Source organism: Acidaminococcus sp., from assembly GCF_057597765.1.
The window spans coordinates 151,636-172,276 of the sequence record NZ_DBMBXK010000004.1 but is presented as its reverse complement, the minus strand read 5'-3'; the positions used below and the strand labels follow the sequence as shown (position 1 = coordinate 172,276).

21 protein-coding genes and 1 riboswitch are annotated in these 20,641 nt (G+C 56.8%); of the genes, 4 read left to right on the top strand and 17 right to left on the bottom strand.

Annotated features, from left to right (window positions below; all coding sequences use genetic code 11):
- Nucleotides 1–2 precede the first annotated feature (2 nt).
- The 12 genes from ispG to ACZOF8_RS03965 all read right to left on the bottom strand — a co-directional run bounded on the left by ispG (nt 3) and on the right by ACZOF8_RS03965 (nt 11,386).
- Nucleotides 3–1,070, bottom strand: a complete 1,068-nt coding sequence (gene ispG / locus ACZOF8_RS04020; RefSeq protein WP_022487001.1) for a flavodoxin-dependent (E)-4-hydroxy-3-methylbut-2-enyl-diphosphate synthase — start codon at nt 1,068–1,070, stop codon at nt 3–5.
- Between the two features lie 8 nt (nt 1,071–1,078).
- Nucleotides 1,079–2,095, bottom strand: a complete 1,017-nt coding sequence (rseP, locus tag ACZOF8_RS04015) for an RIP metalloprotease RseP (protein ID WP_022487000.1) — start codon at nt 2,093–2,095, stop codon at nt 1,079–1,081.
- A gap of 12 nt (nt 2,096–2,107) precedes the next feature.
- Nucleotides 2,108–3,262: a 1-deoxy-D-xylulose-5-phosphate reductoisomerase gene (locus tag ACZOF8_RS04010; protein WP_022486999.1), complete on the bottom strand. Its 1,155-nt coding sequence runs from the start codon at nt 3,260–3,262 to the stop codon at nt 2,108–2,110.
- Nucleotides 3,263–3,273: 11 nt separating this feature from the next.
- Nucleotides 3,274–4,104, bottom strand: a complete 831-nt coding sequence (locus tag ACZOF8_RS04005; RefSeq protein ID WP_022486998.1) for a phosphatidate cytidylyltransferase — start codon at nt 4,102–4,104, stop codon at nt 3,274–3,276.
- A 12-nt stretch (nt 4,105–4,116) separates the two neighbouring features.
- Nucleotides 4,117–4,908, bottom strand: a complete 792-nt coding sequence (gene uppS, locus ACZOF8_RS04000) for an undecaprenyl pyrophosphate synthase (RefSeq protein ID WP_487426572.1) — start codon at nt 4,906–4,908, stop codon at nt 4,117–4,119.
- Nucleotides 4,909–4,974: 66 nt separating this feature from the next.
- Nucleotides 4,975–5,148 (bottom strand): 4Fe-4S ferredoxin, encoded by a 174-nt coding sequence (gene fdxA / locus ACZOF8_RS03995; RefSeq protein ID WP_075579919.1) that lies wholly within the window; start codon nt 5,146–5,148, stop codon nt 4,975–4,977.
- A 232-nt stretch (nt 5,149–5,380) separates the two neighbouring features.
- Nucleotides 5,381–5,944, bottom strand: coding sequence for a ribosome recycling factor (gene frr / locus ACZOF8_RS03990; RefSeq protein ID WP_022486996.1), 564 nt, complete (start codon nt 5,942–5,944; stop codon nt 5,381–5,383).
- The gene (gene pyrH / locus ACZOF8_RS03985; protein WP_279126187.1) at nt 5,945–6,670 is read right to left on the bottom strand and encodes a UMP kinase; all 726 of its coding nucleotides are present in this window, start codon (nt 6,668–6,670) and stop codon (nt 5,945–5,947) included.
- A gap of 198 nt (nt 6,671–6,868) precedes the next feature.
- Complete coding sequence (gene tsf / locus ACZOF8_RS03980; RefSeq protein WP_288310631.1) at nt 6,869–7,750, bottom strand: translation elongation factor Ts; 882 nt, start codon at nt 7,748–7,750, stop codon at nt 6,869–6,871.
- A 42-nt stretch (nt 7,751–7,792) separates the two neighbouring features.
- The gene (rpsB, locus tag ACZOF8_RS03975) at nt 7,793–8,542 is read right to left on the bottom strand and encodes a 30S ribosomal protein S2 (RefSeq protein WP_022486993.1); all 750 of its coding nucleotides are present in this window, start codon (nt 8,540–8,542) and stop codon (nt 7,793–7,795) included.
- 671 nt (nt 8,543–9,213) lie between these two features.
- Entirely contained in the window at nt 9,214–10,407 is a 1,194-nt protein-coding gene (locus ACZOF8_RS03970) for an alanyl-tRNA editing protein (RefSeq protein WP_441369161.1), read from the bottom strand.
- Nucleotides 10,388–11,386: an elongator complex protein 3 gene (locus ACZOF8_RS03965; RefSeq protein WP_308664210.1), complete on the bottom strand. Its 999-nt coding sequence runs from the start codon at nt 11,384–11,386 to the stop codon at nt 10,388–10,390. Before ACZOF8_RS03965 ends, ACZOF8_RS03970 begins: the two co-directional genes overlap by 20 nt.
- Nucleotides 11,387–11,590: 204 nt before the next feature.
- Between ACZOF8_RS03965 and ACZOF8_RS03960 the strand changes: the two genes are divergently transcribed.
- The 4 genes from ACZOF8_RS03960 (at nt 11,591) to ACZOF8_RS03945 (ending at nt 16,558) form a co-directional block, all read left to right on the top strand.
- Entirely contained in the window at nt 11,591–12,616 is a 1,026-nt protein-coding gene (locus ACZOF8_RS03960; protein ID WP_288310628.1) for a branched-chain amino acid aminotransferase, read from the top strand.
- 356 nt (nt 12,617–12,972) lie between these two features.
- The gene (locus ACZOF8_RS03955) at nt 12,973–14,646 is read left to right on the top strand and encodes a sensor domain-containing diguanylate cyclase (RefSeq protein ID WP_487426571.1); all 1,674 of its coding nucleotides are present in this window, start codon (nt 12,973–12,975) and stop codon (nt 14,644–14,646) included.
- Nucleotides 14,647–14,722: 76 nt separating this feature from the next.
- A riboswitch (cyclic di-GMP riboswitch) is annotated at nt 14,723–14,799 on the top strand.
- Between the two features lie 95 nt (nt 14,800–14,894).
- Nucleotides 14,895–16,181 carry a HAMP domain-containing protein gene (locus tag ACZOF8_RS03950; RefSeq protein WP_487426570.1) on the top strand — a complete coding sequence of 429 codons (1,287 nt, stop codon included), beginning with the start codon at nt 14,895–14,897 and terminating at the stop codon, nt 16,179–16,181.
- Nucleotides 16,181–16,558, top strand: a complete 378-nt coding sequence (locus tag ACZOF8_RS03945) for a GGDEF domain-containing protein (protein WP_487426569.1) — start codon at nt 16,181–16,183, stop codon at nt 16,556–16,558. The genes ACZOF8_RS03950 and ACZOF8_RS03945 overlap by 1 nt, the downstream gene beginning before the upstream one ends.
- Nucleotides 16,559–16,593: 35 nt before the next feature.
- Here the strand turns inward: ACZOF8_RS03945 and rnc are convergent, their stop codons facing one another.
- The 5 genes from rnc to fabG form a co-directional block, all read right to left on the bottom strand.
- Complete coding sequence (gene rnc / locus ACZOF8_RS03940) at nt 16,594–17,298, bottom strand: ribonuclease III (RefSeq protein WP_022487569.1); 705 nt, start codon at nt 17,296–17,298, stop codon at nt 16,594–16,596.
- A gap of 15 nt (nt 17,299–17,313) precedes the next feature.
- The gene (gene fabF / locus ACZOF8_RS03935; RefSeq protein WP_022487570.1) at nt 17,314–18,561 is read right to left on the bottom strand and encodes a beta-ketoacyl-ACP synthase II; all 1,248 of its coding nucleotides are present in this window, start codon (nt 18,559–18,561) and stop codon (nt 17,314–17,316) included.
- Between the two features lie 11 nt (nt 18,562–18,572).
- Complete coding sequence (locus tag ACZOF8_RS03930) at nt 18,573–19,526, bottom strand: NAD(P)H-dependent flavin oxidoreductase (protein WP_022487571.1); 954 nt, start codon at nt 19,524–19,526, stop codon at nt 18,573–18,575.
- 87 nt (nt 19,527–19,613) lie between these two features.
- Complete coding sequence (locus tag ACZOF8_RS03925) at nt 19,614–19,856, bottom strand: acyl carrier protein (RefSeq protein WP_012938736.1); 243 nt, start codon at nt 19,854–19,856, stop codon at nt 19,614–19,616.
- Between the two features lie 40 nt (nt 19,857–19,896).
- The gene (gene fabG, locus ACZOF8_RS03920) at nt 19,897–20,640 is read right to left on the bottom strand and encodes a 3-oxoacyl-[acyl-carrier-protein] reductase (protein ID WP_022487572.1); all 744 of its coding nucleotides are present in this window, start codon (nt 20,638–20,640) and stop codon (nt 19,897–19,899) included.
- Between the last annotated feature and the right edge of the window lies 1 nt (nt 20,641).

The window sequence follows — 20,641 nt, the reverse complement described above, 5'->3', positions numbered from 1 at the left end:
GTTTACAACTTCCTTTCGTCTATGATCTTGTGGATTTCTTCAAACAGCTCTTCAACCAGCCGGTCTTCCGGCACTTTCCGGAGGATCTCTCCTTTCCGGAACAGCAGGCCTTCGCCTTTGCCCCCGGCAATGCCCACATCGGCTTCCCGGGCTTCTCCCGGCCCGTTCACCACGCAGCCCATGACGGCTACGGTAATGGGATCCGGGATCTCTTCCAGACGGGCTTCCACTTCATGGGCCACTTTTTCCAGGCTCCAGCAGGTGCGCCCGCAGGTGGGGCAGGATACCAGGGTAGGTCCATGCTGGCGCAGGCCCAGGGATTTCAAAATCTCGAACCCGGCATCGATTTCCGCCAGGGGATCCCCGGTAAGGGAAACCCGGATGGTGTCCCCGATGCCTTCCGCCAGGAGGGTACCGATGCCCACGGCACTTTTAATAAGACCGCTGTGGATGGTCCCGGCTTCGGTGATCCCCACATGGAGGGGATAGTCACACTCTTTGGCCATGAGCCGGTAGGCCGCCAGGGTCAGGGGCACATCGTGGGCCTTGAGAGAAATGACGATATTATTATAATCCATCTCTTCCAAAATATGAATATGGCGCCAGGCGGCTTCCACCAGAGCTTCCGCCACAGGGTGCCCGTATTTTTCCAGCAGGTCCCTGGGCAGGGAACCGGCATTCACCCCGATCCGGATGGGCACCTGCCGCTCCCGGGCAGCAGCCACCACTTTTTCCACCCGGTCCCGTCCGCCGATGTTCCCCGGGTTCAGCCGCAGGGCGTCCACCCCGCTGCGGAGGGCCTCCAGGGCCAGCCGGTAGTCGAAATGGATATCCGCCACCAGGGGGATGGCGATCTGTTTCCGGATTTCTTTCAGGGCCTGGGCCGCTTCCAGCGTGGGCACGGCGCACCGGATGATTTCACAGCCCCGTTCCGTCAGCCGGTGGATCTGGTCCACGGTGGCGGCAATGTTTTCCGTCTTGGTATTGGTCATGGACTGGACGGCCACCGGATGGTTCCCTCCAATGGTGACGCTGCCAATGGTTACTTCACGGCTTTTTCTTCTTTCCATATTCCCTCCTACTGCAGCAGATCATGCATGGTGGCGAAAATGGTCAGGGCCACGATGCAGGCCACCCCGATCATCTGGATGATTTCCTTGGCTTTGGGCGCCAGGGCATGGCCCAGGAGCCCTTCCACCACCAGCACCAGGAACTGGCCTCCGTCCAGGGCCGGGATGGGCACCAGGTTCAGTACCGCCAGGTTCAGGCTCAGGAAGGCCATGAACTCCAGATAGGGCACCGCCCCCTGGGCCGCCACGTCTCCTGCCATATGGGCCACACCGATGGGCCCGGCGATATCCGCCCGGACCTTCCCGGTGATCATCTTCCGCAGCCCGTCCACCATGGCCACGGTGGTCTTCCCTACGGCCAGGCCGGCAGTCTTCAGGCTTTCCCAAAGAGACAGCTGCCGGTGTTCCAGGGGAGGCCGGACCCCGATCAGGAACCGCTTGGATTCCCCGTCGAACCGGGGCTGGAGAGTCAGGGTCATTTCCCGGCCGTCCCGCCTGATCACCACTTTCCCTGGTTTGGGGCCGTTCTCCTGGACCAGGCTGTTGATGTCATTCCATTTCTCCAGTTTCCGGCCGTTGATGCTCACCAGCCGGTCCCCAGCCTGGAGCCCGGCAGCGGCTCCCGGGTATCCTTCCATCAGGGACCCTACCACCGGCTTGTTCACCGGCAGGGTCAGGCCGCTGACCGCAAAGATCCCGAAAAACAGCAGGAAGGGCAGCAGGAAATTCATGAAGGGCCCGGCCAGGATCACCAGCATCCGGGCCCACAGGGGCCGTCCGTTGAACCCCCGGGGAGTCACTGCTTCTCCCGGCTCCATGCCGGCGATCCGGTTGTACCCTCCCAAAGGGCACAGCCGGAGAGAATACAGGGTCTCCCCCACTTTTTTCTGGATCAGCTTGGGCCCGAAGCCGATGGAAAACTCCGTCACCAGCATACCGGTGCCCTTGGCCGCCAGAAAATGGCCCAGTTCGTGGACCGTAATCAGCACACCGAACAGTACGATGGCTGCCAGTATCGTTGTCAAAACACAATCCTCCTACACTCCCTGGGCAACCAGGGCTTCTGCCTTCTGCCGGGCCAGACGGTCCGCTTCCACAATGGTTTCGTACCCGTCCACTTTGGCCGGCACCGTTGCATCCAGCACCTTTTCGATGAGATCAGCAATGTCCAAAAAGGACAGCCGGCCTTTCAGGAATGATGCCACCGCCACCTCATTGGCGGCGTTGAAGGTACAGGGCAGGGTGCCTCCCTGTTTCCCGGCGGCAATGGCCAGGGCCAGGGCCCGGAACACTTTGGTGTCCGGTTCATAAAAAGTCAGAGGCCCGGCCTTCACCAGGTCCAGCTGGTCAAAGGCCACCGGCCACCGGTCCGGCCAGCTGAGGGCGTACTGGATGGGCAACTTCATGTCCGCCACCCCCAGTTGGGCCATCACGGCCCCGTCACTGTATTCCACCAGGCTGTGGACGATGCTCTGGGGATGGATCACCGGCACGATCTTTTCGTATGGGGCGTCAAACAGCCAGTGGGCTTCGATCACTTCCAGCCCCTTGTTGGCCAGGGTGGAGGAATCGATGGTCACCTTGGTGCCCATGGTCCAGGTGGGATGATGGAGGCACTGCTCCACCGTCACGTTCTGGAGCTCTTCCCGGGTCTTTCCCCGGAAGGGGCCCCCGGAGGCGGTCAAAAGGATCCGTTTCAGGTCCTTGTGGGCGTTCCCCTGGAGGCACTGGAAAATGGCACTGTGTTCGCTGTCCACGGGAGTCAGCCGGACCCCGGCCTTCTTCACCGCTTCCATCACCAGGCTGCCGGCGGCCACCAGGGTCTCCTTGTTGGCCAGGGCGATGTCCTTCCCGGCCCGGATGGCCGCCAGGGTGGGCTGCAGGCCTGCGTATCCCACCATGGCTCCCAGTACCGTATCCGCCTGGCTGCAGGTGGCTGCGGCCATGATCCCTTCAGGACCGGCGAGGATTTCCGTAGGGCCCTCATACCGTTCTTTCAGCCTGCGGGCCGCTTCCGGATCGGACAGGGCTGCCAGGGCCGGATGGAATTTCCGGATCTGGGCTTCCAGCAGCTGGTCATTTTTATGGGCCGCCAGGGCCACCACCCGGATCCGTTCCGGATTGGCCGCGGCCACTTCCAGGGTCTGGGTACCGATGGACCCGGTGGACCCCAATACTGCAATGTTCTTCATGGCAACCTCCTTCAGCCCAACAGGACCAGGGTGATGAAATAATAGGCAAAAGGCACCGAGAAAATCAGACTGTCGCACCGGTCCAGCACGCCCCCATGGCCGGGGAAGAAGTTGCCGGAATCCTTGATGTCACAGGACCGTTTCAGGATGCTTTCCACCAGGTCCCCCAGAGGGGCAAAGAACCCGATGCCCACCCCCAGGAGCAGCACCGGCACCAGAGGATACTGGAGCCACAGGCTGCCCAGGAGCCAAACGGTGGCCACACAGCCCAGGAACCCGCACAGGGCTCCTTCCCGGGTCTTTTTGGGACTGACTTTGGGCAGCAGCTTGGTCTTCCCGAAGGCCCGTCCCCCGAAATAAGCAAAGGTGTCACTGGCCCAGGTGGCGAACATCACCGTCCACAGCAGAGCTTCCCCCAGGCTCACCTGGCCCCAGAGGGGAATGGTGTGGACGGAGCCAGTGAGCTCCCGGAGCAGGATGAAATGGGCAAAGGGCAGTCCCAGGTACACCAGGGCCATGCAGGTAAGGCCGGTGTTTTCCGGAAAATGGCCCTGGGCGTACAGATACAGCCCTTCCAGCATCACCAGGAGGGAAAACAGGGTCACCAGGGGCAGCAGCCATCCCGGCTGACCCAGGCCCGCTGCGGCGATCAAAAGCGCCGTGCCCGCAAGCCCGGTGGCCCGGTACACCTGGATCCCGTCCCGGGTGAGCATGTTCCGGTATTCCCGGAAGCCCACCAGCCCCAGGATCAGCACCCCCAGGGCAAACAGGAGACCTCCCATTTTGATCAAAAACAATGCAATGGGGATGGCCACAAGGGCCGTCCGTATTCTCTGTCCCATGTTCTGCGCCTCTTATTTCTGATTCAGGCCGCCAAACCGGCGGTCCCGTTTTTCATAACTGTACACTGCTTCCGTCAGCAGCTCTTCGGTAAAGTCCGGCCAGAAAACAGGGGTGGTCCAGAATTCCGAATAAGCGATCTGCCAGAGCATGAAATTGCTTACCCGCAGGTCTCCTCCGGTGCGGATCAGAAGATCCGGTGCCGGCATGCCCCGGGTATACAGGTGTTCTTCGATGGTCTTTTCATTTATGGCATCCGGAGACAGGGTCCCTGCCTGGACGGCCCGGGCGATGTCCCGGACGGCGTCCACCATTTCCCGCTGGCCTCCGTAATTGATTGCGATGTTAAGGATGATCCCCGTGTTGTCTTTGGTGACTTCCATGGCATGGTCCATTTTTTCCTGGACAATGGCAGGCAGCCCTTCACGGGATCCCATGAAACGGATGCGCACATTGTACTGGTTGAATTCTTCCAGTTCACTGGTAAGATACTGACACAACAAATCCATGATGAACCGGACTTCCGTCACCGGCCGTTTCCAGTTTTCCGTGGAAAAGGCGTAGACGCTGAGGGCTTTGATGCCCAGATGATCGGCAAATTTCACGATCCGCCGCAGGGTACGGGCGCCGGCTGCATGGCCGAAGGTCCGGGGTTTCCCCTGGGCTCTGGCCCACCGTCCGTTGCCGTCCATAATGATGGCCACATGGCGGGGGATCAGGTCGGGCTGAAGCATGGAGGTATCCACCCCGTCGATTTCGGGGATGGGCTCCGGTTTGGAAGTGAGGCCTAAAAGTTTTTTCAGCATTGGCATACCCCTATAAAAAAATTTGCGCAGCCTGCTTACGCGGGCTGCGCAACAACGCCAGAAAGCTTATTCAGCTTTGATAGCGCCTACCGGGCAAGCGCCGGAGCAAGCATCGCAATCGATGCAGCTGGCTTCGTCAACCTTGTACTTGCCGTTGTCTTCAGCGATTGCACCTACCGGGCAGGTCCCAGCGCAGGAACCGCAGCCGATGCATTCGTCTTGGTTAATTTTGTGTGCCATTGGTCAGTACACCTCCCTTCGAATTTGCAACCAACAATAATTTGTAATGTATGGTCAGACAGGACGGTCTGCTTAAGGACATAAGCAGATTCATCTTGCCAGACTTGCGCAGGATGGTGAATAGAAGGTTCCGCCCGTACGATCCTGGCCTGCCAGCCTGCCGCCTCCAGCTTTTTCAAAGCCAGGGCCAGGGGCCGTGCCAATACGTCGGGGGCCTGGGAAGCTGCCGTCATCACACCGACATGACTTCCTTTTCTTTCTGGGCCAGGACATCATCGATTTTCTTCATGAATTTGTCCGTCAGCTTCTGGGAAAAATCCGTTGCGTCCTTGGCATCGTCTTCGGTGATTTCTTTGGCTTTGACCTGTTTTTTCACAGCATCATTGAAATCCCGGCGGATGTTCCGGATTTCCACCCGGCTGGCTTCGCCCTTTTTGTTGACCACTTTTACCAGTTCCTTCCGGCGTTCTTCCGTCAGGAGAGGCAGGTTCAGGCGGATCACCGTGCCGTCGTTGTTGGGATTCAGGCCCAGGTCACTGGTCATAATGGCCTTTTCAATGACCTTCAGCAGGCTCCGGTCCCAGGGTTGGATCACAATCATCCGGGGTTCCGGCACGGACACGTTGGCCACCTGGGTCACCGGAGTGGGAGCCCCATAGTAGTCCACCTTCACCTGATCCAGCAGGGACGGGGTAGCCCGCCCGGTGCGGATGTTGGTCAGTTCGTTCCGGAGCGCATGGAGCGCTTTATCCATTTTTTCTTGGGTTTTGTTCTGTAATTCTTCGATCGTTGCCATTTAGAATCCTCCTACCAGGGTTCCGATTTCTTCACCGGCAGCGGCCTTCAGGATGTTCCCTTCCTCATCGATGTTGAAAACCACGATGGGGATGTGGTTGTCCATGCACAGGCTGATGGCGGTGGAATCCATGACACCCAGATTTCTCTGGATCACTTCAATGTATTCCAGATGGTCGAACTTCACTGCATTGGGGTTCACCGCAGGATCGCTGTCGTACACCCCATCCACGCCTTTCTTGGCCATAAGGATGGCGTCGGCTTCGATTTCTGCTGCCCGCAGGGCTGCGGTGGTGTCCGTGGAAAAGTACGGGTTGCCGGTGCCGGCTGCGAAAATCACCACACGGCCCTTTTCCAGGTGCCGTACCGCTCTCCGGCGGATGTAAGGTTCCGCAATGGCCCGCATTTCAATGGCCGTCTGTACCCGGGTAGGTACCCCGCGGTTTTCCAGAGCATCCTGGAGCGCCAGGGAGTTGATCACCGTGGCCAGCATTCCCATGTAGTCCGCCGTTGCCCGGTCCATGCCTTTGGAAGCGCCGGCCAGGCCTCTCCAGATGTTCCCGCCGCCGTTGACCACAGCCACGTCCAGTCCACTTTCCCGGACTGCCTGGATCTGGGCCGCAATGGCGTCCACCGTTTTGGGATCGATGCCGTAGCCTTTTTCACCGGCCAGGGCTTCCCCACTGAGTTTCAGAATCACGCGCTTGAACTTTCTTTTACCCGACACTGACAGTACCTCCTACAGAGTTCCGCAGATCTTGAACAAGAAGTCATCCACAGTTCTACAATGCTTTTTGGGGCCCTGTCTCCAGGGGCTCCCGCTCCTTATCATTATAGGTGAAAATGTTCGTTCCTGCAAGACTGAATCTAAAATGTCTCATAAAACAAGGGGCTGCCGCACAAGCGAGAGCCCCTTGCAAGAGTGTTATTTTACGAAGCTGGCAACTTCAGCAGCGAAGTCTTCCTTCTTCTTTTCAATGCCTTCGCCCAGCTGGAAGCGGACGAATCTCTTTGCTTTGGCATTGTGTTCCTTCAGCAGGGCGCTGATGGATTTATCCGGATCTTTGATGAATTCCTGATCCACCAGGCAGATTTCCTTATAGAATTTCTGGATACGGCCCAGCACCATCTTTTCGATGATTTTTTCAGGTTTGCCTTCGTTCTTGGCCTGTTCGGACAGGACTTCTTTTTCATGGTCCAGTTCGCTGGCAGGAACCTGGGTCCGGTCCAGATAGGACGGGTTGGCAGCAGCGATGTGCATGGCCACGTCTTTGGCCACTTCCGCATCCCCGCCTTCCAGTTCAACCAGGACGCCGATCTTGCCGGCCCCATGGATGTAATGGCCCAGGGTGTCGTTGCCGTATTCATACACGGCGAAACGGCGGACATCGATCTTTTCGCCGATCTTGGCGATGGCTTCGGTAATCACTTCGCTGACTTTCTTGTCAGTGCCGTCGAAGGTCTGATCGTTCAGTTCAGCCACATCAGCCGGTTTGTGGGCGGCAATGTGTTTGGCAACGCTCAGCACCAGGTTTTTGTATTCGTCAGTGTTGGCCACGAAGTCGGTTTCGCAGTTGACTTCCACCAGGACAGCCACTTTGTTGGCTTCGTCCACATAATCAGCCACCAGGCCTTCCGCAGCCACACGGCTGGCCTTCTTGGCAGCCTTGGACAGGCCTTTTTCTCTCAGGAAGTCGATTGCCTGGTCCATATCGCCGTTGGTGGCGGTCAGGGCCTTTTTGCAGTCCATCATGCCTGCGCCAGTACGTTCACGCAGTTCTTTTACCATGCTAGCAGTAATTGCCATCAGTATTCCTCCTGTAACTTTATGGAATTGGGAAAGGGCGGCTTATTCAGCGTCCTTGGCTTCTTCTTCAGCAGCAGCTTCGTCAGCGGCGGCAGCTTCTTCATCCACAGCGCTGGCTTTGCCTTCCAGGACGGCATCAGCCATTTTGCTGGTCAGCAGACGGACGGCACGGATGGCGTCGTCGTTGGCGGGCATCAGGTAGTCCACTTCATCGGGATCGCAGTTGGTGTCAACGGTGGCCACGATGGGGATGTGCAGTTTCCGGGCTTCCAGGATGGCGTTGTGTTCCTTCCGGGGATCGATGACGAACAGAGCGCTGGGCAGCTTCTTCATGTCTTTGATACCGCCCAGGTATTTTTCCAGTTTGGCCATTTCATGGCGCAGGACGATGACTTCTTTCTTGGGCAGCAGATCGAAGGTGCCTTCTTCTTCCATTTTTTCCAGGTCATGGAGTCTCTTGATCCGGGTCTGGATGGTCTTGAAGTTGGTCAGCATACCGCCCAGCCATCTTTCGTTCACATAGAACATGCCGCAGCGTTCAGCTTCTTCTTTGATGGCAGCCTGAGCCTGCTTTTTGGTGCCTACGAACAGCACGGTGCCGCCCTGGGCAGCCAGTTCACGCAGGAAGCTGTAGCATTCTTCCACCTTTTTCACGGTCTTCTGCAGATCGATGATGTAGATCCCGTTCCGTTCGGTGAAGATGTAGGGAGCCATCTTGGGGTTCCAGCGGCGGGTCTGATGACCGAAGTGTACGCCTGCTTCCAAAAGTTGTTTCATGGATACAATTGCCATTTTTGTTTCCTCCTGTTTTTTCCTCCGCAGATCATTTTTCGCTTAACCTTGCCGGCAGCCAGCAAGGACAGCCGCGTCCTGACTCTGCGTGTGTGGTATAGTGGGCTGTGCAATCACAGCCGATAGAGATTATATCATATTTGTTACAAAAGTTGCAAGGGGTTGCTGCACGAAAGGTGCAGCAACCCGTCAATTGTCAATTGTCAATGGCCGGTGGAGGGAACCTGCAGCCGCAGGTTCCTATGAAGGGAAACGCATTCCCGGGGGAATGCTAACCCACCACCATTGCGCAGGCGCAACGGTCCCCCGCCCTTGTAAAGGGCGGATATGTGCATCTTGGGTTGGCGCACTGGTGCATAAGCCATGGGCCGCTGGTCCCGGCGTATTCCCTCCCTTTTCGAGGGTGGATATGTGCACCTTGGGCTGGCGCACTGGTGCATAAGCCATGGGCCGCTGGTCCCGGCGTATTCCCTCCCTTTTCGAGGGCGGATATGTGCATCTTGGGCTGACGTCCTGCTGCACTGGCCATGGGCCGCTGGTCCCAACGTATATCCGCCCTTTTCAAGGGCGGGGGACCAGCCGTCAGGCTGGTGGTGGGTTAGCAGCCAGCGCTGCGTTTCCATCAGGAGGGCTGCTGCCCAGGCAGCAGCCCCTCTTTTCCCCTGCTATTTTTATCCCCTGATTCCTTCCACCAGTTCCTTTACCTTTTCCTCCCAGTCCGCTCCGGCGGTGCCGCCGCCCTGGGCGCTCTGGGGACGGCCTCCCCCCCGGCCTCCAAACAGTTCATTGGCTTTGGCGCAGCAGGCCCTGCAGTCCCCTTCCGCTCCTTCGCTTAAGGCGAACTGGTACATAAGCCGGTCCCCCTCTTTGGTGAACACCGCCGCCAGCACCCCGGGCTGGGCACTGGCCAGCTTCATGGCGCTTTTTCCGTCCGCCGCCGTGCCTTCCAGGGTGAGCACCAGGAGTTTGGTGCCGTTGGGCAGCACCGGTGCCTGGGCCATTTTTTCCGGCAGCTGGAGCCGGATCAGTTCCTGGGTCTTTTCCCGTACCTTCCCCCGGAGATCCAGGATCTCCTGGTGGAGTTTTTCCACCGCTGGCAGCACGTCTTCCGCCTTCACCGACAGGAAATTGCTGGTGTCTTCCAAAATCCGGTTCCGTTCATGCATGGCCCTGAGGGCCCGGTTGCCGCAGAGGAATTCGATCCGGCTGCCTCCCTTGTGCCGGACGAACCGGATGATCTGGATGGACCCTACCATGCCCGTATAGGGGGGATGGGTGCCGCAGCAGGTGCAGATGTCTCCGTTTTTGATATCCACCAGCCGGACGGTGCCTTTGAGCTTTTCGTTCTTTTTCCGCAGGGGATAGTTCCCCAGTTCTGAAGCATCTACATAATGAAGGGAAATGGGTTCATTGGCCCAGAGGCATTCGTTGGCCATCCATTCCGCCTTTTTGGCCTTTTCCTCGTCGATTTCCTGGTCCAGGTCGATGAACACGCTGTCCTCATTCATATGGAAGCCCACATTGTTGGCCCCGCAGGTTTTCCAGAAGGCATAGGACAGGATGTGTTCCCCGCAGTGCTGCTGCATCCGGTCCAGTCGCACCGGCCAGTCCAGTTTCACTGCCACGGTCTTCCCCGGTTCCAGGGGTTCCCGGGTCCAGTGGCGCACGTCCTGACCCTCTTCGCTGGCGTAGAATACGGGCACTTTGTCCAGCCAGCCCTGGTCGGACAATTGGCCGCCCCCTTCCGGGAAGAGTACTGTCCGGTCCAGGATCACTTCATAATGGTCCTCCTTTTTCTCGCAGCTGACCACTGTGGCCTGGCAGCTTTGCAGGAGAGAATCGTTTTCATAGAGTTTTTCTGTCATGGAACATCACCTCAAAGGTTTTTCCCGTCTGGAAAATGACCCGGACCTTTCCCGTCTGTTCCCACAGACGGACATTGCTCCGGTGCTGGCCCCGTACCACCGAGGCCATCCTGTCCGGACAGGTGATAACCATATTATAATCCCCACCGGGAAGCTCTGCAATCTCCTCCAGCACCTGGCGGCCGATGCCCCGGCTTTTCACCACTTCCCCGAAAGCGGGATGGAAGGGACCGGCCAGGATGTGGCCCGGGGCGCACAGTTCCCGGTCCGGCTGGAGGCCCATGCGGATCACCTGGATCCCGGCGGCGGTAAAGTCCCGGTACAGGGTCCAGCAGGCATCCGCCGCCTGTTCCACGGTCTGGGGCGCATAATCCCCCCGGCGCCACTGGTCCGCCAGAGGAGTACCTTCGATCACCAGCACCGGATAGATCCGCACCAGGTCCGGATGGATGGCAAGGACCTGCAGTTTGGTGTCTTCCAGGCTGGCTGCGTCCTGGCCCGGGAGCCCGGTCATCAGCTGGAGCCCCAGACGGAAGCCGCAGGCCCGGATCAGCCGTGAGGCAGCATGGACCTGGGCGGCTGTATGCCCCCGGCGGGCCTGGGCCAGTACCCGGTCATCCAGGGACTGGGCCCCCAGTTCGATGGTTTCCACCCCATGATTCTGGAGACGGTCCAAGATGGGGGGAGTAATGGCATCAGGCCGGGTGGACAGCCGGAGGGGGCCGAAAAATCCCCGGGCCCGCCAGGTTTCCGCCAGATCCAGCAAAGCCTCCTGGATGGAATCAGGGAGCGCCGTAAAAGATCCCCCGTAAAAAGCCAGTTCATTGGAAGGGGAGGGCCGGACCCAGGCGGACAGTTTCTCCATCTGCCGCCGGGCCCCGGCCAGGCCCCCCTCCCCTTCACCGCTGATGGTCCGCTGGTTGCAGAAGGAACACTGGTGGGGGCACCCGGCGTGGGGGATGAAAATGGGAAGGATCATGGAATCGGGCTCCTTTCAAATTACGGATTTTACAGCCATCTGTTTCTATTGTACCAAATGGTTCAACTTTCGTGTGCAGGTCAGCGGAATTTTTACTATTTCATTGACAAACCCATTGCAAGTGAGTAATATATTGAGGTATACAAAATTCATTTTTGTAACATAATCTATAGCAGATCTATAGGAAAGAAATGAGGGGTTTGTATGTCTAATGTAAACATCGATTGGTCCAAACTGGGATTCGCTTATCAGCCCATTGCCCAGCGGTATGTTGCCAACTACAAGGATGGCAAATGGGGCAAAGGCGGCCTGACCGGTGACGCCAACGTGGTTCTCAATGAATGTGCCGGCATCCTGCAATACTGTCAGGAAGTATTCGAAGGGCTGAAAGCCTACAAGACCAAAGACGGCCGTACGGTTACCTTCCGTCCTGACCAGAATGCAAAACGGATGATTGATTCCGCCAAACGGCTGGAAATGCCTCCTGTATCTGAAGAAATGTTTATGGAAGCCGTGGACGAAGTGGTCCGGGCCAACAAAGACTACATTCCTCCTTTTGAAAGCGGCGGCGCTCTGTACCTGCGTCCCTACCTGTTTGCCACCGGCCCGGTGATCGGGGTGAAACCCTCCGATGAATACCAGTTCCGTCTGTTCGGGACTCCTGTGGGCAACTACTTCAAAAACGGCGTAAAGCCCATCACCATCTGCGTGTCCGACTTTGACCGTGCGGCACCCCGAGGCACCGGCCACATCAAGGCTGGCCTGAACTACGCCATGAGCCTCCATGCTTACATCACCGCCCACAACAACGGCTTTGATGAAAACATGTACCTGGATCCGGCAACCCGGACCTACGTGGAAGAAACCGGCGGCGCCAACTTCCTGTTCGTCAAGAAAGACGGCACCCTGGTCACCCCGAAATCCGACTCCATCCTGCCCTCCATTACCCGCCGTTCTCTGATCACCATCGCAACGGATATGCTGGGTATGAAAGTGGAACACCGTCCAGTGAAATTCGCTGAAGTGGCTGATTTTGCCGAAGCCGGCCTGTGCGGCACCGCTGCCGTTATCTGCCCGGTGGGCAAGGTTGTGGACCACGGCAAGGAAATCTGCATCCCCAGCGGGATGGAAAAAATGGGCCCTGTGCTGACCAAGCTGTACAAGACCCTGAGAGGCATCCAGATGGGCGAAATCGAAGGTCCGGAAGGCTGGATCCACGAAGTGAAATAATTGCTGGCAAGAAAAAAGACTGTCGCTTCCGCGGCAGTCTTTTTTTGTCGGCGGTCAACGGTCAGCAGCCGATGGAAATCATTTTTTGCAAATTGATTTTGAAACAGAATACACCGTTTTTTCCGTTCAAGAGTATATGGCGGGGAGCCGGGCCTGCGCTCCCTACGGTCCCGTACTCGTCACTTTGCTGCATAACCATACTGCGATGAAGGTTTCGCCAGGAACTTGTTGACCCCCACCAGGAAAATACCCGAGTGGACAAATCTCCCTTCTTTTCTTATAATGAATAAACAGGTAACTTTATGCAACGCTTCTCCTGGCTGAGGGGAGTATACTTTTTTCGAGGTGTATCCGTCATGGCTAAAATCCGCAGTCTCCGTCTTCAACTCACCATCGTCATTGTGGCCATCACCGTTGTGCTGACCCTGATCATGGGGATGATGAACATCCGGAGCATCAACATCTATTCCACGGAAGTGGCCAATACCGGACTCAACTGGCAGACCCAGAAAACCGCCGGCAGCCTGAACCGTATGCTGATCAAGACCCAGGATGCGGTGGATTTCATTGCAGGCACGGTCCAGCAGGATTTTACCACCATTTCCCAGGTCCAGGACCCGGACTTCCGGGAAGACCGAAAGGAACGGATCCGCCGCCGGTTTGAAGCAGCGGCGGACACCATTCCCATTATCGATGGGTTCTACATCCATTTCAATGAAGACCTGATCCAGGCGTCTGACGGGTTCTGGTACAAACGGAAAAACGACCAGCCAGTTTTTGAAGAGCAGCCTTTTTCCCATCCCCGAAAATCTTCCAACCCAATGCTGGAGGAAATGTACCGTTGGTATTATGGCCCTCTGGAAAGTCTTTCTCCCCAGTGGATCCCACCCTATCGGAACCGGGAAGGCGGCCCATTGCTGATTTCCTATGTAAAGCCGGTTTTCGTCAACCGGCGATGTGTGGCTTTGGTGGGCATCGATATCCGGATGGTCAACCTGGTGGATCAGGTGAAAAATGTGCGGATCTATGACAGCGGATATGCCCTGTTGTTTTCCGACACTGGAGTCCTGTACTATCACCCCAACTATGCAAAAGGGACCCAGATCACCACCCTGAAGGATTTTGGCCTGGACCACTCGCCGGATGTGTTCCGCCAGCATGATACTGGTTCCCGCACCATTCCGGTGTCCTATCAGGGGAAAAAGAAACAGCTGGCCTTTACCACCCTGGCCAATGGCATGAAACTGGGGGTGGTGGCTCCGGGAAACGAGATTTACGCCTTCCAGAAGGAGGCCATTTACCGGGCCTTTTTCCTGCTGCTGCTGTTTGCCATCATCACCTCCGCCATTGCCATCTACCTGGCCAACCGGATCCTCCGGCCCCTGGAGGAGATCAACGAAGCGGCCTCCCGGATGGGCCGGGGAAATTATGACGTCCCCATCAAGGAATCTTCCCGGGACGAAATCGGCCTGTTGGCCAAGAACATGAACCGGACCATGGACCTGATGAAGATCATGGTCCGGGATCTGAAGACGGAAGCCTTCCAGGACAAACTCACCGGAGTGAAGAATGTATCCGCCTTTGAAAAGCAGGTGCTGGAACTGAACCGGGAAATTTCCGACCCCCTGAACCACCTGGCCTTCGGATTGGTAATGGTGGACCTGAACGGACTGAAAGGGGTCAACGACACCTACGGCCACGAAAAAGGCAATGTGGTGATCCAGCTGACTTCCAAAACCATCTGCCAGCTGTACCAGCACAGTCCGGTGTACCGGATCGGCGGAGACGAATTCCTGGTGCTGCTCCGGCATGGGGATTATGCAAACCGGGAAGCCCTGTGGCAACAGCTCCTCCCCTATCTCCGGAAACGGGACTATACCCTGGAAAAGCCCTGGGAACAGATTTCTTTCTCTGCCGGCCATGCAGAATACCTGCCAGGGACGGATACGTCTTTCGAAGAAGTGTTCCGCCGGGCGGATGAGGCCATGTACCAGCTGAAACGGTCCATTGAAAGAGACGCAGCCCGCTGACCCTGTTCAACATGGGTATGGACAAATGAGCATTCATCCTTTATAATAATAATTGATATCAAAAAAAAAAAATAAAGAAAACATTTGGCAAACCTGGAGAAATCCAGTGACGCAAAGCTATAAGGGCCTGTAAAATGGCAGCCATCTGCAGAGACCTGCTCTCTTTTTCCAGGGTTCCCCAGCCGGCTGTCACGGAAACAGCCGGCTTTTGCTTTTTATAATTCTGTATAAAGGAGCGTATTTGTGCTGTGTGGATCAAATTCCGCAGTCTCCGGTCCCAGTTCCTGCTGATCATCCTGGGCATTACCGTGTCCCTGGTGCTGATCATGGGGTTCCTGGACCTGCAGACTGTCACTACTACTTCCACCCGGATCGCCACCATGAGCCTGAACTGGCAGGCCCAGCGGACTTCGGCCCCCATCCAGAGCACCCTGACGGAGGCCAAGGACATGACCGATGCCCTGGCCCGTTCCCTGGAAGCGGATATTGACGATCCCAGAGCCCTGAGGGACCCGGCTGTCCAGCAGCAGATCCTGGATCATCTGGAAAAACAGTTCCATCTGTCGGCGGAAAGTTCTTCCACCATTTTTGGGTATTATCTCCAGTTCAACAGTGAATATACCGGCCACCCCAACGGATTCTGGTACACCTGGGATCCGGAACGGAAAGCCTATGTACCCCACACCCCTGAGGAAATGGGACAGTATTTCTACAAGGACCGGCATCTCCGGAAGTTCTTCCAGGATCTGCGGAAAGGCGGCCAGCCTGTATGGCGCCCGCCTTACAATGACCACAATTTCGCAGTCCGGCGGATCTCCTATGTGGTACCGGTTTACAAGAACCAGCAGTTTGTGGGTTTTGTGGGCCTGAGCATCCGGATGGACACCCTGATTTCCATGATCCGGGATACCAGGATCTACGAAAGCGGCTATGCCGTGCTGTTCTCTAATGAGGGAGAGCTGTACTACCATCCGGATTATCCGGAGGGAGCTCCCACCACCTTGAAAGATTTCGGCCTGGAACCCTATGCGGAGGTGCTGAAAGGCCGGGATTCCAACGACCAGCTGCTGAGCTACCACTACAAGGGCCAGGAGAAGGAACTGGCCTTTATTACCCTGCGGAACAGCATGAATCTGGGGATCATTGCTCCGGATGAGGAGATTTATGAGGAACGGCGGATTTCCTACGGACGAAACCTGTTCCTGATGGTGTTCTTCGGACTCATTACCTCCGGCATGGCCATTGCCGGGGCCAACCGGATCATTCAGCCTTTGAAGGAAATCGACGAAGCCGCCCGGCGGATGGGCCAGGGGAACTATGACACCCTGCTCCACAGCACCCAGAAGGATGAGGTGGGGGATCTGGCCCGGAACATGGACCAGACCATGCTGCGGATGAAGGAAATGGTGGACCGGCTGGAAAACCAGGCCCTGGAAGACAACCTGACCCAGGTGAAGAACACCCGGGCTTACCAGCTAAAGGTCCAGGAACTGGACCGGCTGATCCGGCCAAGGTTCCTTCCTTTGGAGTGCTGATGGTGGATGTGAACGACCTGAAAGGAGTCAATGACCGATACGGTCACGCCCGGGGCAACGATCTGCTCCTGCGGACGGTGAAATACATCTGCGACCTGTTCAAGCACAGCCCGGTGTACCGGGTAGGCGGGGACGAATTCGTGGTAATCCTCCAGAAGGAGGACTACCACAACCGGGAGGCCATCCTGTCCCAGCTGAAGCCCTGGAACCGGAAACGGAACTATGAGGATGACCGGCCCTGGGACCAGCTGGCCTTTGCCTCCGGATTCAGCGCCTACGATCCGGAAAACGACATCAACTTTCTCCATGTATTCCTCCGGGCCGATGCGGTCATGTATGAAAACAAGAAGAAGGCGGAAGGAAACAGAATGAGATAAAAAAATACCGCGCAGATGCGCGGTATTTTTTTATCTCATTTGCAAGCCTTCAGGGCCTCTCTGGCAGCCCGCTGTTCGGCTTCTTTTTTGGTTCTTCCCCGGCCTCTGCCCCGCTCTTCCTGGTTCACCAGGACGCGCATGACGAAGGTCCGGTTGTGGCTGGGGCCTTCTGCGGAAACCTGCTCATAGTCGATTTCCACCGGGCCGTCTTTCTGCACCACTTCCTGGAGCCGGGTCTTGTAATCCCGGTCAATGCCGTCGGCAGTAAGCTCCGGGATCCGGCTGATCAACAGCCGTCCCAAAAGCTCCGTCACTTTGGCAAAACCCTGGTCCAGGTAATAGGCTCCCAGGACGCTTTCAAAGGCATCGGCCAGGATAGAGGGATTCTCCTCCCCATCCAGGTTGATTTCCCCTTTGCCCAGGAGCAGATGGTCTCCCAGATGGTTTTCCGTGGCCAGCTGGGCCAGGGTCTCCTCACATACCAGGAAGGCCCGGAGCTTGGACAGCTCCCCTTCGTCCATCTGGGGACAGGTTTTGTAGATATGGGTGCTGACCACCAGGCTCAGCACCGAATCCCCCAAAAACTCCAGCCGCTGATTGTGCTGGGGCCGGGGATTCTTTTTGGACTCATAGGCATAGGACGTATGGGTCAGTGCCATATCCAGCAGGTGCAGGTCCTTCATGACCATGCCCAGCTGGCGGCAGAGCCCTTCCAGCTCTTTCTGACGCTGTTCCTCCATGGTACCGGGAGCCCCTTAGTCTTCGTACTTTTTGAAGCACAGGATGGCGTTGTGACCGCCGAAACCGAAGTTGTTGGACAGAGCCACCTTCACATCGGCTTTCCGGGCCACATTGGGCACGTAGTCCAGATCCAGGCCTTCTTCCGTATCCACATCTTCATAGTTGATGGTGGGAGGGATCATGCCGTTTTTGATGGTCAGTACCGTAGCCACGGCTTCCACGCCGCCGGCACCGCCCAGGAGATGGCCGGTCATGGATTTGATGGAGCTGATGGGCACTTCCTTGGCCCGGTCTCCAAATACCCGCTTGCAGCAGTTGGTTTCGTTCAGGTCGTTCCGGTGGGTGCTGGTGCCGTGGGCATTCACATAGTCAATGTCAGCCGGGGTCAGGCCGGCGTCTTTGATGGCCATTTCCATGCATTTCACCTGCATATCCCCTTCCGGATCCGGAGCGGTGATATGGTAGGCGTCACTGTTGTGGCCGTAGCCCACCAGTTCTGCATAGATCTGAGCCCCACGGGCCTTGGCATGTTCCAGTTCTTCCAGGACCACGATCCCGGCGCCTTCGCCCATGACAAAGCCGCTGCGCTTCTTGTCGAAGGGGCAGGAGGCCTTTTCCGGAGCTTCGTTGTTCCGGGACAGGGCTTTCATGTTGTCGAACCCGGCCACGGCAATGGGAGAAATGGCTGCTTCGGTACCCCCGGCCAGCATCACGTCCGCATCTCCGTACTGGATGGTCCGGAGGGCGTCCCCGATGCAGTCAGAACCGGTGGAGCAGGCGGTGACAATGGCCGTGTTGGGGCCTTTCACCTTCAGATCGATGGCGATCTGAGCTGCCGGCATGTTGGGGATTTCCATGGGAATGAAGAAGGGGCTGATCCGGCCAGGTCCCTTGGAGACCAGCTTGGTGGCCGCATCCAGGAAGGTATGGATGCCGCCGATGCCAGTGCCTACGCACACGCCGATCCGGTCTGCATCTTCCTTATCCAGGTCCAGGGCAGAATCTTTCACTGCCATTTTGGCACAGGCCACGGCGAACTGGGTCACCCGGTCCATCCGTTTGCCTTCTTTTTTGTCGCCGTAATCCGCAAAGTCAAAATCCTTTACTTCCCCGGCGATTTTGCAGTTAAAATCAGTGGTATCGAACTGGGTAATCAGACCGATACCGGATTTGCCTTCCATCAGGCTGTTCCAGAATGCTTCTTTACCGATGCCAATGGGCGTAATCGCACTGAGGCCGGTCACAACCACTCTTCGTTTCAAAAGGATCACCTCTACTCAATATTGTCCCAGTCTTCCCGGATCCGTCTGAAGATTTCATGGACGGGAAGGATTTCTTTAATTTTCCACATGTTGGCTCCGGTAAACACCAGACCTGTTTCCAGGTCTCCCTGCTGGGCCCGGGTCAGAGCCCGGATGATACAGAAGCTGCGGGAGCAGTGCTTCAGGCAGCTGTCGCAGGTGGTGGGTTTCAGAGGATGGCCTTCCAGCACAGCCTTGGAAAAAGGCGTCAGCACGGCACGGCCCTTGAATCCTACCGGACTATCTATTTGAACCACATCATCTTGGGTCATTTTCAAATAAAATTGTTTTAAGAAAGGAGACCCGTTGGACTCCTCACTGGCAGCAAACCGGCTGCCCATCTGGACGCCACTGGCACCCATTTTCAGCAATTCCGCCGCATCTTTGCCGGTGACAGCGCCACCAGCCGCAATGACCGGAATCTTCACCACCGAAAGGATTTCCGGCAGGATATCTTTGATGGAACGCTGGGTCCCCAAATGGCCCCCTGCTTCAGTCCCTTCCACCACAACGGCGGAAGCACCGAGCCGTTCCGCAATCTTTGCCAGTTTGGCATAGGATACAATCGGCACAATGGGAACATTATATTCCTTGCCGACAGAAAACATATCTCTGGAAAAGCCAGCCCCGGCCACAATCAGATCGACTTTCTCCTGGGCCGCAGTTGTAATGAGACCCTTAAACTCCCGGGCGGCTACCATGGCATTGATGCCAATCATTCCCTTGCCATTGGATAATTTCCGGGCAAGACGGATTTCCTTGCGCAGCTCATCGAAGGGCAGACCAGAAGCAGCGATCAGACCCACACCGCCTTCATTGGCCACTGAAGCTGCCAAACGCGCCGTGGACAAGCGTATGGCCATACCGCCTTGGACGATAGGCATAGTTGCTACTTTTTCACCAATCTTCAGCACTGGCACTTTCAACAAAAATCCCCCATTTCAGATCATAAGATCATGGATAAAGTTCGGAAAGCCCCTGTTGCAGGGCCTTCCGAAAATAATGGGATGCTATTATTTGCCTTCTTTATCCAACAGTTCGACTGCGTCTCTTACGGTGCGGATCTTTTCGGCCACATCGTCGGGGATTTCAGTGTTGAATTCCTCTTCGAAAGCCATGATCAGTTCCACAATGTCCAGAGAATCAGCTCCCAAGTCATCGATAAAAGTAGAGTCCATTTTTACGTCTTCAGGAGCAACGCTCAGCTGATCAACGGTGATGGCCTTTACTTTTTCAAAAGTGCTCTGTTCGCTCATTCCAGTTCACCTCCTTCCAATCCTCTAACATATAATGATACTACATTACCATGCCACCGTCCACATTTAAAACCTGGCCGGTTATATAAGCAGCCCCCTCGGAAACGAGGAAAAGGACTGCATTGGCAACATCTTCAGGCTGGCCGGCCCGTCCCAGAGGGATAGTCCGCGCCATTTCGGCCTTCTGGTCGTCGGTGAGCACACTGGTCATATCCGTGGCAATGAAGCCAGGAGCAATGGCATTGACCGTAATGCCCCGGGAAGCCACTTCCTTGGCCAGGCTCTTGGTGAAGCCGATGACCCCGGCTTTGGCAGCCGCATAGTTGGTCTGACCGGCGTTCCCCATTTCCCCCACTACGGAGGCCATGTTCACGATCCGGCCGCTTCTCTGCTTCATCATGGTGCGCAGGACGGCCTTGGAGCAATTGTACACCCCTTTCAGGTTGGTGTGCATCACATCGTCCCAGTCCGCTTCCTTCATGCGCATCAGGAGCCCGTCCCGGGTGATCCCCGCGTTGTTGATCAGGATGTCCAGACGGCCCAGTTCCTTCACCACCGTGTTCACGATGGTCTGGACACCGTCGGTATCGGCTACGCTGCCCTGGACCAGGAGAGCCTTCCGGCCCATCTGTTCGATGGCCGTCTTGACTTCTTCTGCTGCAGCGGTATTGCCGGCATAGTTGATGGCTACGTCAGCTCCGTTTTCCGCCAGCTTCAGGGCAATGGCACGGCCGATGCCCCGGGAGCCGCCGGTAACCAGCGCCACTTTCCCGACTAAAGTCATT

Bases quoted from the DNA above. Each gene is read 5' to 3' on its own strand.
- ispG (WP_022487001.1), bottom strand. From the start codon at position 1,070: ATGGAAAGAAGAAAAAGCCGTGAAGTAACCATTGGCAGCGTCACCATT.
- ACZOF8_RS04010 (WP_022486999.1), bottom strand. From the start codon at position 3,262: ATGAAGAACATTGCAGTATTGGGGTCCACCGGGTCCATCGGTACCCAG.
- ACZOF8_RS04005 (WP_022486998.1), bottom strand. From the start codon at position 4,104: ATGGGACAGAGAATACGGACGGCCCTTGTGGCCATCCCCATTGCATTG.
- uppS (WP_487426572.1), bottom strand. From the start codon at position 4,908: ATGCTGAAAAAACTTTTAGGCCTCACTTCCAAACCGGAGCCCATCCCC.
- fdxA (WP_075579919.1), bottom strand. From the start codon at position 5,148: ATGGCACACAAAATTAACCAAGACGAATGCATCGGCTGCGGTTCCTGC.
- frr (WP_022486996.1), bottom strand. From the start codon at position 5,944: ATGGCAACGATCGAAGAATTACAGAACAAAACCCAAGAAAAAATGGAT.
- tsf (WP_288310631.1), bottom strand. From the start codon at position 7,750: ATGGCAATTACTGCTAGCATGGTAAAAGAACTGCGTGAACGTACTGGC.
- rpsB (WP_022486993.1), bottom strand. From the start codon at position 8,542: ATGGCAATTGTATCCATGAAACAACTTTTGGAAGCAGGCGTACACTTC.
- ACZOF8_RS03970 (WP_441369161.1), bottom strand. From the start codon at position 10,407: ATGACAGAAAAACTCTATGAAAACGATTCTCTCCTGCAAAGCTGCCAG.
- ACZOF8_RS03965 (WP_308664210.1), bottom strand. From the start codon at position 11,386: ATGATCCTTCCCATTTTCATCCCCCACGCCGGGTGCCCCCACCAGTGT.
- ACZOF8_RS03960 (WP_288310628.1), top strand. From the start codon at position 11,591: ATGTCTAATGTAAACATCGATTGGTCCAAACTGGGATTCGCTTATCAG.
- ACZOF8_RS03955 (WP_487426571.1), top strand. From the start codon at position 12,973: ATGGCTAAAATCCGCAGTCTCCGTCTTCAACTCACCATCGTCATTGTG.
- ACZOF8_RS03945 (WP_487426569.1), top strand. From the start codon at position 16,181: ATGGTGGATGTGAACGACCTGAAAGGAGTCAATGACCGATACGGTCAC.
- rnc (WP_022487569.1), bottom strand. From the start codon at position 17,298: ATGGAGGAACAGCGTCAGAAAGAGCTGGAAGGGCTCTGCCGCCAGCTG.
- ACZOF8_RS03925 (WP_012938736.1), bottom strand. From the start codon at position 19,856: ATGAGCGAACAGAGCACTTTTGAAAAAGTAAAGGCCATCACCGTTGAT.
- fabG (WP_022487572.1), bottom strand. From the start codon at position 20,640: ATGACTTTAGTCGGGAAAGTGGCGCTGGTTACCGGCGGCTCCCGGGGC.